Annotated in this window: 7 protein-coding genes; all 7 read right to left on the bottom strand. The window is 41.6% G+C overall.

Features of this window, described 5'->3' with window-relative positions:
• Positions 1-69: 69 nt before the first annotated feature.
• The 7 genes from MF4640_RS17720 to MF4640_RS17690 all read right to left on the bottom strand — a co-directional run bounded on the left by MF4640_RS17720 (position 70) and on the right by MF4640_RS17690 (position 7,959).
• On the bottom strand, positions 70-1,122 hold the full coding sequence (locus MF4640_RS17720) for an alcohol dehydrogenase (RefSeq protein WP_078390404.1): 1,053 nt from the start codon (positions 1,120-1,122) through the stop codon (positions 70-72).
• Between the two features lie 70 nt (positions 1,123-1,192).
• A complete protein-coding gene (locus tag MF4640_RS17715; RefSeq protein WP_078390403.1) occupies positions 1,193-2,629 on the bottom strand; it encodes an NAD-dependent succinate-semialdehyde dehydrogenase in 1,437 nt (478 codons plus the stop codon).
• Positions 2,630-2,700: 71 nt separating this feature from the next.
• Entirely contained in the window at positions 2,701-3,357 is a 657-nt protein-coding gene (locus MF4640_RS17710; protein ID WP_078390402.1) for a 3-oxoacid CoA-transferase subunit B, read from the bottom strand.
• Positions 3,357-4,025: a 3-oxoacid CoA-transferase subunit A gene (locus MF4640_RS17705; RefSeq protein ID WP_078390401.1), complete on the bottom strand. Its 669-nt coding sequence runs from the start codon at positions 4,023-4,025 to the stop codon at positions 3,357-3,359. The genes MF4640_RS17710 and MF4640_RS17705 overlap by 1 nt, the downstream gene beginning before the upstream one ends.
• Before the next feature lie 52 nt (positions 4,026-4,077).
• Positions 4,078-5,358 (bottom strand): MFS transporter, encoded by a 1,281-nt coding sequence (locus MF4640_RS17700; RefSeq protein WP_078390400.1) that lies wholly within the window; start codon positions 5,356-5,358, stop codon positions 4,078-4,080.
• A 215-nt stretch (positions 5,359-5,573) separates the two neighbouring features.
• The gene (locus MF4640_RS17695; RefSeq protein WP_078390399.1) at positions 5,574-6,773 is read right to left on the bottom strand and encodes an acyl-CoA dehydrogenase; all 1,200 of its coding nucleotides are present in this window, start codon (positions 6,771-6,773) and stop codon (positions 5,574-5,576) included.
• Between the two features lie 31 nt (positions 6,774-6,804).
• On the bottom strand, positions 6,805-7,959 hold the full coding sequence (locus tag MF4640_RS17690) for an acyl-CoA dehydrogenase family protein (RefSeq protein WP_078390405.1): 1,155 nt from the start codon (positions 7,957-7,959) through the stop codon (positions 6,805-6,807).
• Between the last annotated feature and the right edge of the window lie 512 nt (positions 7,960-8,471).

Below are 8,471 nucleotides of genomic sequence, written 5' to 3'. Positions count from 1 at the left end.
AAATATATAATTTTTCATTAAAAATGCCCCAGCAAGTGGGGCATTAACACGCAGTCTGATAATTTTCAATCAATGTGTTAAGACTAAACGCCCAATGACTTTGCCTTGCTGTAAATCTACAAAGGCTTGGTTGACCTCATTGATTGAGCGTTTTTGTATAGGAATATGTGGCATTCTGGTCTGAGCAATCAACTCTACCAAAGCTCGTAGCTCCTGAACAGTACCCACATAACTACCTTGGATCGTCAATGGACGCATTGGAATCGTTGGGATAGAAAGATTCACCTCCCCACCCATCAATCCACAGACCACAATATGCGCACCACGTGCTGCACTATTTAAAGCAAAATTTAAACTCGATGAATTCCCGACAAGATCCAGAATCAATCGTGCACCGCCTTGGGTAAATTCCTGTATTTGCTGCACTGCATCCGGTGCAGTGCTATTAATACAATGCAGTGCACCTAATTCTGCTGCAGCATCTAGTTTTTGTGCATCAATATCGACCATGATCGGCGCTTTTGCATTTTGAATTTTAAGTAATTCCAATGCCATTAGACCAAGACCACCTGCGCCAATAATGACCACAGATTCTGTGGCAGTATGTTGACCAAATTTTTGTAAGGCACTGAATGTACTTAATCCTGCACAAGCCAGAGGCGCAGCTTCAGCTGGATCAATTCCTTGAATATCGACTAGATAACGAGTGTGAGGAACAATAATATATTCAGCAAAACCTCCCGGCTTTACAATTCCAAGTTGCTGAGGTTTTATACACAGATTTTCTTCGTCTATTTGGCAATATCGGCATTCACCACAGCCAATCCAGGGATGAACAACAGCTTGCATACCTAACTGGATGTCATCAACCTGATCACCGACTGCAACCACTTCCCCTGCAATTTCATGACTTAAAATAATGGGTGGTTTAACCCCACGATCAGCTAAAGCTAAGCGTTTACCACCGCCCAAGTCATAATAACCATCCCATAAATGTAAATCGGTATGACATAAACCCGCAGCTTGGACTTTAATCAGTACTTCAGTACCTTGTGGTTGAGGAATTTCTCTTTCAATTCGCTCTAAAGGCGTACCATGTTCATTGACGCAATAACAATGCATTATTTATTCCCTGTTTCTTATTTCTATTAGATGAGCCACGCACTTCTTGTACAGGCCTATTTCATATTGCTTAACGACGTGAAGCTACTGTCACTAAACGTGTATCCAGATACGATTCAATTGCTTCGCTACCACCTTCGGTTCCATAGCCAGAATCTTTGAGACCGCCAAAAGGTAATTCAGGGAATCCTAGTCCCACATGGTTGATGGTAAGCATGCCACTTGCAATATCACGTGCTAAATTGAGACAGGTGCTGTTACTCTCTGTATATGCATATGCAGCAAGTCCATAGTTCAAGCGATTCGCTTCTGTTACCGCTTCATCATATGATTCAAAAGGAATACATATGGCCAGTGGACCAAATGGCTCTTGATCCATACAAGCTGCTGTCAGCGGTACATCCTTTATAATAGTCGGTTCAATAAAATAGCCTGGGCCTTCAAGTGTTTGACCACCACACACCAATTCCGCACCTTCTTGAAGCGCATTCTGAATCGTTTTCTGGATATTCTGATAAGCCCTTTCATGAATCATCGGACCAACGTCTACATTATCATCTAGACCATGACCGACTTTTAGCTGGCTAACTTCATTTTTCAATTTTTCAACGAAATCTTCATACACCGCTTTCTCAATTAAAAAACGTGTCGGCGCAATACATACTTGACCTGCATTACGAAATTTTGCTGCAGCCATTTCTTTTGCTGCAAGGTCTAGATTGGCATCTTTAAAGATTAATACAGGTGCATGACCACCCAACTCCATGGTCGTTTTTTTCATATGCTTACCCGCAAGGGCAGCCAATTGTTTACCTACGACCGTTGAGCCAGTAAATGATATTTTTTGAATCGCAGGGTGAGGAATCAAATATTCTGAAATTTCTGCAGGTTCACCATAGACTAAATTAATCACACCAGCAGGAATGCCTGCATCATGAAAAGCCTGGACAAGTTGAGCTGGTGAAGCAGGTGTCTCTTCAGGTCCTTTGACAATAATGGCACAGCCGGCTGCTACTGCAGCAGATAATTTACGCACGACCTGGTTAATAGGAAAGTTCCAAGGCGTGAAGGCAGCCACAATACCAACCGGTGTTTTAATCGTATAGCTATGTACATCCCTTTGTCTTGACGGAATAACTTGCCCATAACTACGAATTGCTTCACCTGAAAACCATTCAATGATGTCTGCAGCAGACAAAACTTCCATTTTGGCCTGTTTTAGCGGCTTGCCCTGCTCCAAGCTCATCAATTCTGCAATGTGTGCTGCCCGTTCTCTTAATAAAATAGCAGCCTTTTGCATAATTTTAGCGCGTTGCTGTGCTGGTGTATTTTTCCAGATTTCAAAACCGGATTGAGCAGCCTGAACTGCCTGTTCTACATCGTCAAGGGATGCTTTGGCTACATGGCCAATTTCTTTTTCAGTGGCCGGATTAATCACAGCAAGCGTTTGTTGTTGAATACTGTCACGCCATTGACCAGCAATATACAATTGTGTGTTTTGATACATATTTTTTCCTATAGTTATAGAAGCAACTTCCTGTTGCTTCTTATTTTACTCATGTAATATTTAAATGAAAATTATCTTTTTACTCGCGCATCAATTAAGGTACAACCTGTTTGTTGCTGTAAGTCTTCAAAACTTAAACCTTCAACAATTTCAGTAACAAGCGCCTGCCCATCTTTTAATTCAATCACGCACAAATCGGTATAAATGCGGTCAACGCAGTTTTTACCAGTAATTGGATAAGTCAGCTCTTCAACAATTCGGGGTTCGCCATTTTTAGTGACATGTTCCATGCAAACATAGACACAGCGAGCACCAACCGCGAGGTCCATTGCCCCACCCACCGCTGGAACTGCATCCAGTGCACCAGTATGCCAGTTAGCGAGATCACCATTCACGGCAACCTGAAAGGCGCCCATAATACAGAAATCTAAATGGCCGCCACGCATAATATCGAAGGAATCTGCAGAGTTCATAAAACTGCCGCCATCGAGCATGCTGACCAGTTCTTTACCGGCATTAATTAGATCATCATCAGCAAGTTCGGGATCGGTTAAAGCGGTAAAACCCAGAACGCCATTTTCAGAATGCAGGACAATATCTTGTTCAGGTTTTAAATAACCGGCAACGCGTGTTGGTAAGCCAATACCTAAATTCACATAAGAACTGGTCGGAATATCTTGTGCAACTTTTTCTACAATTTGTTCACGTGTACGTTTTTGAATAGTCATTATTTGATATCTCCTACCTTCACCACATGCTGCACAAAAATACCCGGCGTCACGATAATCTCTGGATCAAGCTCGCCTAGCTCCACAATTTCATGTACCTGAGCAATGGTGGTTTTGGCTGCTTTTGCCATTAATGGGCCAAAGTTTCGCGCTGCTTTACGGTAGGTTAAGTTGCCCCATTGATCAGCCTGATTGCCATAAACCAAGGCATAGTCGGCATGAATTGGATATTCCAGCACATAATCCTTACCATTGATATGGCGGGTTTCCTTACCTTCGGCAATTTTGGTTCCAAAACCTGTTGGAGTAAAAATAGCGCCCAGACCTGCACCCGCTGCCTGGATACGGCAAGCCAGATTGCCTTGTGGAACCAATTCTAACTCAACCTTTCCTGCTTTATACAGCTCTTCAAAAACCTTGGAATTATTGGCACGAGGAAATGAACAGATCATTTTCTTCACCAGTCCTGACAATAACAGGTTGGTTAGGCCACGGTCACCAGAAGCAGCATTATTATTGATAATGGTCAGATCTTTAGGACCAATATCAATCAATGCTTCAATCAGTTCGATTGGCTGTCCTGCCAGGCCGAAGCCACTTGTCATAATATGCGCACCGTCTGGAATTTGCTTCAGTACGGTCTCGATATCCTGTGTAATTTTATTCATTCTATTGCTTCCTAGCTTTTAACCTGTCGCTATAAAATATTTGATCTGCAAATTAGTCAGCTTTTTGTGGGTCAAATAAACGGTTTTTAATGAAAATGGCTGGGATCAGGCCACAAACAAAATAAGCCACACTCATAATCAGTAGACCTGTACCAATTGAGCCGCCCTGAGCAAAATAGCCAATCGTTACGGGTGCTAATACTGCGCCTAAACGGCCAATGTTATAAGCTCCACCTGTTGCTGTACCACGGACTTTAGTAGAGAAACTTTCAGTCATATAAGTCGCGTTAATGCCATATGGAATACCGTAAAGGAATCCAAAAAACAGCATCAGCCATAAGATGTTGTCCGGTGTGTTGCCAAAGACAATAATTGGAATAAAGATTGCGGTGCCCATCGTACCGAAAGCAAATACAGCACGACGACCAATTTTATCTGCAATAATACCCGCGATCACTTTGGTACACATCATGATCAGGAAAGTACCAATCATATAGGTGGTCATTTCTTTAAACTTGATGCCAAGATCTGATTCCAAATAAGCCGGTAACCAGTTACTCACACCATAATAACCAAACTGCAAGAATGCAGTACTAAACGACCAGAGAATGAACATGCGACGGCTTAAAGCATCTGCAAAAATCATCTTGAATGTATTCTTTGGTTTTTCCTGCACCACGCCGCTGGCTTTAGCTGCCAAACGTTCTTGACGGGCTTTTAACCAGGCTTGTGGCTCTGGTACCAAGAAGAACATACCAATAGCAAGAACAATCGGGATAATCGCAATATAATAAAGGTAGCGCCAGCCTAGTTCTGGAAGCAACCATCCTGCAAGAACAGTTGCTACTACTGAACCAAGTGTCCAGCCTGTCATCAAAGCTGCGAGTACAGTAGAACGATACTTGGTTGGAACATATTCAGCCATCAGGGTATTACAGGCAATATATAAAGCCCCTAAACCAATAGATGAGAAGAATCTTAACCACTTAAACTCATCATAGCTTTGCGTAAAGCCTAACCAGAAGGTCAATGAAGAGAACAAGACGATTGCAATCACAATCACCCGAACTCGCCCGAAGCGGTCACATGCCCAGCCACCAAAAAAGCCACCAATAGCCATACCAGCGAGCGTCCAACTACCGAGCGCACCGGCCTGAATACTACTGAGTGAAAACTCTTGTTTGAGACTGGTTAAACTGTAGGCGAGTAATGCAAGATCTGCCCCATCCACCAGCAATGCCAGAAATGAGAATATAAAAGCCAGAATCCAGACCTTTTTTTTGGGCATATTTTCTTCTGGTAGATTGTTTGGTTGTGAACTGAGCGTATCCATAATTTCCTTTACACTTTGCTGGCACTCCTGTGCCTTTAAAATTTATATTTCACCTAATTATTTAAATGAAATATTGAATATTTGATCATGATTTAATTTGCTTGTAGCTATGTAGTGTATTCAAATATGTTCTAGAAAGCTGAGTTAAGCCGCGAATTAAATGAAGACTGAAAAACCAAACTAGCCAGCAATGCTGGCTAGAGGTTTATCTCAATTTAATTAGAAAATGCTGCAATTCCAGTTTGTGCCCGGCCAAGAATCAGTGCGTGTACATCATGGGTACCTTCATAAGTGTTGACCACTTCTAAATTCACCAAATGACGCGCAACACCAAATTCATCAGAAATACCGTTACCACCCATCATGTCACGGGCAACACGAGCAATATCCAATGCTTTACCACAGTTGTTACGTTTAATCAGTGAAGTTCCTTCTACTGAAGCAATACCTTCATCTTTCATACGACCGAAACGTAAAGCCACTTGCAGACCTAGCGCAATTTCAGTTTGCATATCCGCTAGTTTTTTCTGAACTAGCTGGTTAGCAGCCAATGGACGGCCAAACTGTTTACGATCCATAGTATATTGATGCGCTGTATGCCAGCAGAATTCAGCTGCGCCCATCGCACCCCAGGCAATGCCATAACGCGCACTGTTTAGACAGGTAAATGGACCACGCAAGCCACGGATTTCCGGAAAAGCGTTTTCTTCTGGTACAAATACATTATCCATGACAATTTCACCGGTAATTGAAGCACGTAAGCCTACCTTACCGTGAATCGCTGGTGCAGATAAACCTTCCCAGCCTTTTTCCAGAATAAAGCCGCGAATATCACCAACATTGCCTTCAGGAGAAACTTCTTTTGCCCATACTACAAATACATCGGCGATCGGACTGTTGGTAATCCACATTTTCGCGCCAGTCAGACGGTAACCACCATCCACTTTCTTAGCACGAGTAATCATACTACCTGGATCAGAACCATGATCCGGTTCAGTCAGACCGAAACAGCCAATGTATTCACCTGTGGCAAGCTTCGGCAGATACTTCTGTTTTTGTTCTTCAGAACCAAATTCATTGATGGGTACCATCACCAGAGAGCTTTGCACGCTGGCCATTGAACGGTAACCAGAATCAACGCGTTCAACTTCACGAGCAATCAGGCCATAGCTAACATAATTTAAACCAGCACCACCGTACTGCTCTGGAATCGTTGGTCCCAGTAAGCCAAGCTCACCCATTTCACGGAATATGGTCGGATCAGTTTTTTCATGACGGAACTGCTCCAAAACACGTGGTTGAAGTTTACCCTGACAGTAAGCTCGCGCAGACTCCATGATCATGCGCTCTTCTTCATTCAGTTGTTGCTCTAACAAAAATGGGTCTTGCCAGTTAAATCTAATTTTTGTACTCATTTTAATATTCCCAATTATTCAAATTTAATCGTTAAGCAGTAGCTTGTTTAATCAGTTCACGCGCAATAATAATTTGCTGGATTTGGGTTGTACCTTCATACAAACGGAATAAACGTACATCACGGTAGAAACGTTCAATTGAGTATTCGCTGATGTAACCAGCACCACCGTGAATTTGTAGACAACGATCCGCTACACGGCCACACATTTCAGTGGCAAACATTTTCGCGCATGAAGATTCAGTCGTCACATTTTTACCTGCATCACGAAGTCGTGCCGCATCTAGGACCATACATTTGGCTGCATAAATCTCAGCTTTAGAGTCTGCCAACATGCCTTGAATTAACTGGAAATTAGCAATCGGTTGACCGAACTGTTTACGCTCAACTGCATAATTCAAAGCATCTTCCAGCATACGCTCTGCCATACCAACGCTATAACCGGCAATGTGCAAACGGCCTTTATCCAGTACGCGCATCGCAGTTTTAAAGCCAATCCCTTCAACACCACCGATCAGCTGATCTTTATGAACCTTGCAGTTGTCAAAAATCACGTCACAGGTATAAGAACCGTGCTGGCCCATTTTCTTATCAATTTTGCCAAGACTTAGTCCTGGTGTACCCGCTTCTACCAAAAATGCAGAAATGCCGCTTGCGCCTTTGATCTCAGGATTAGTACGTGCCATTACTGTGAATGTTGTTGCGCGTGGCGCATTGGTAATAAAGCGCTTGGTACCATTTAAAATGTAGTAATCACCGTCCTTGACTGCGCTGGTTTTTAAAGATGCAGCATCTGAACCTGAATCTGGCTCAGTTAAGCAGAAAGAACCAATGATTTCGCCAGTCGCATAACGCGGTAAATATTTCTGTTTTTGCTCTTCCGTACCGTCAATGACGATCCCGCTTGAACCAATGCCGTTGTTGGTACCAATCAAAGAACGAAACGCAGCAGATGTGCGGCCTAGTTCCATCGCGACAAGAATTTCTTCTTCCATGGTAATGCCTAAACCACCATATTCTTCTGGAATCGTCAGGCCAAACAGACCCAATTCTTTCATCTGTTCTACAATACGTTCAGGAATCGCATTTTTTTCTTCAACTTCATGCTCTAAAGGTACTAGCTCATTTTTTACGAAGTCACGAATTGTAGATAGTAGCTGTTCAAGCATTTCCGGGTCACGGATCATATGAATCTCCATTTATTTAATATCGGTAAATTCCTTTACCGTAATTTTTAGTTTCGTATAACGAAATAAATAATCATAAAAATCCGTTTTGAGCAAGGAAAATCGTCAAAAAATTTTGTTTTTTTCAAAAAAATAAAAAAATTCTGGTCATAAGCTAAAAATTTGTTTAGAATTTTATTTCACAATACGAAATTTTTTAATTATTTTTGTAGAAAATAAGAGTAAAAAGTACACTGAGAAATTTTATTCTAATCTTTATAAAGCAGAAAATCACTTTAGAAAATTCTATCCAGTTCATCGAATTTTGATAGATATTTGGCTATTATTTATATTTATTTTGAATAGCTGATGAGTTGTTTTTCCTCTGTAGGAATTTAAATTTTCTTAAGATTCTTAAAAATCTTATTTGCTTATAAGGATGAAAAATGTTGTATTGTTTTTTAGCTGAATAGCACCAATTGAACTAAATACAGATAAAACTGGTAGTTTCTTACTTATTTTTATCGTTAATA

The sequence above is a fragment of the Acinetobacter sp. MF4640 genome, assembly GCF_002018895.1.
Taxonomy (GTDB): Bacteria; Pseudomonadota; Gammaproteobacteria; order Pseudomonadales; family Moraxellaceae; genus Acinetobacter; species Acinetobacter johnsonii.
This window is presented reverse-complemented; position numbering and strand designations above follow the sequence as displayed.

Coding starts and splice junctions, on each gene's coding strand:
- MF4640_RS17720 (WP_078390404.1), bottom strand. CDS start 1,122: ATGCATTGTTATTGCGTCAATGAACATGGTACGCCTTTAGAGCGAATT.
- MF4640_RS17715 (WP_078390403.1), bottom strand. CDS start 2,629: ATGTATCAAAACACACAATTGTATATTGCTGGTCAATGGCGTGACAGT.
- MF4640_RS17710 (WP_078390402.1), bottom strand. CDS start 3,357: ATGACTATTCAAAAACGTACACGTGAACAAATTGTAGAAAAAGTTGCA.
- MF4640_RS17705 (WP_078390401.1), bottom strand. CDS start 4,025: ATGAATAAAATTACACAGGATATCGAGACCGTACTGAAGCAAATTCCA.
- MF4640_RS17700 (WP_078390400.1), bottom strand. CDS start 5,358: ATGGATACGCTCAGTTCACAACCAAACAATCTACCAGAAGAAAATATG.
- MF4640_RS17695 (WP_078390399.1), bottom strand. CDS start 6,773: ATGAGTACAAAAATTAGATTTAACTGGCAAGACCCATTTTTGTTAGAG.
- MF4640_RS17690 (WP_078390405.1), bottom strand. CDS start 7,959: ATGATCCGTGACCCGGAAATGCTTGAACAGCTACTATCTACAATTCGT.